The 1,315-nt window shown below is 66.7% G+C and carries 1 protein-coding gene; it reads right to left on the reverse strand.

Annotated elements, in window-relative coordinates; genetic code table 11:
• Positions 1–30: 30 nt before the first annotated feature.
• Positions 31–1,265 (reverse strand): IS3 family transposase gene (locus tag Adu01nite_RS47430; RefSeq protein WP_239133254.1). Its coding sequence is split into 2 segments (ribosomal slippage): positions 31–986 and positions 986–1,265, totalling 1,236 coding nucleotides; the frame shifts between segments, so codons are not numbered across the junction.
• Positions 1,266–1,315 lie beyond the last annotated feature (50 nt).

The following is a 1,315-nucleotide window of genomic DNA, read 5'->3' on the forward strand; positions in this document are numbered from 1 at the left end:
TGTCAAGCCCCGGGTTTGATGGAGAGTTGGTTAGCAGGTTTTCGGGGGTGCGGTGACCGGCCGGGTCATCGCGTGTAGCGCTTCGTGTTCGGCGGGTGGGACGTGTCCGAGTTCGCCGTGCAGCCTTCGGTTGTTGTACCAGTCGATGTATTCGACGGTGGCCATTTCCAGGTCGTCGAGCCCGCGCCACGGACCCTTGTTGCGGACGAGTTCGGCCTTGTAGAGGGAGTTGAACGCCTCGGCCATCGCGTTGTCGTAGGAGTCGCCCTTCGAGCCGACCGAGGCCACGGCGCCGGCCTCGGCGAGCCGCTGGCTGTAACGGATCGCTCGATATTGGACTCCCCGATCCGAGTGATGAACGAGTCCGCCGAGGTCAGCGCCGTGATTCTGACGGCGCCACACCGCCATCTTCAGCGCGTCGAGAGCCAGATCGGTGTAGAGCGAGGTGGCGACCTGCCAGCCGACGATCATGCGGGAGTACACGTCCAGGACGAACGCGGCGTACACCCAGCCCACACTGGTGCGCACGTAGGTCAGGTCCGCGACCCACAACTGGTTCGGGCCTGCGGCGGTGAAGTCACGTTTGACCAGGTCACCGGGACGTCCAGTCTCGGCCGCCGGCCGGGTCGTGCGCGGCGACTTGTCGCGTAGCAGCCCACGTAGCCCGGCTGCGCGCATCAGCCGTTCGACGGTGCACCGGGCCACCGGCACACCCTGGCGGTGCAGTTCGTGCCAGATCTTGCGGGCGCCGTAGACGTCGTAGTTGTCCGCGTGGATCCGCTCGATCACCACGGTCAGTTCCTCGTCGCGCACCGCCCGGGCGCTGGCGGGGCGGGTCTTGGCGGCGTAGTAGGTCGACGGTGCGATCTGTGCCGGCGTGTCTTCGAGCGCCTGCAGGACCGGCTGGACACCGTGCTGTTGCTTCTGGGAGTCGACGAAGGCGACCTTCATCGCGACGGACGGTCCAGCTCCGCCGCGAAGAAAGTCGCCGCGGACTTCAGGATCTGGTTCGCCCGGCGCAGCTCACGATTCTCCCGTTCCAGGGCGGCGAGGCGTTCGGAGTCGCTGCTGGTCGTGCCCGGCCGGTCACCGGCATCGGTCTCGGCCTGCTTCACCCACACCCGTAACGCCTCCGGATGAATCCCGAGCTGATCAGCGATCCGCCGGATCGCGCCGACCGCGGACGCCGGGTCCCGGCGGGCTTCGACCGCCAACCGGGTCGCACGCTCACGCAACTCATCGGGGTACTTCTTCGGTGCCGGCATAGCTGAATCTTCTCCCAGGTTTCGATGTCTCCATCAAACCCGGGGACTGT

Origin of the sequence: Paractinoplanes durhamensis, from assembly GCF_016862175.1 — a bacterium.
Taxonomy (GTDB): domain Bacteria; phylum Actinomycetota; class Actinomycetes; order Mycobacteriales; family Micromonosporaceae; genus Actinoplanes; species Actinoplanes durhamensis.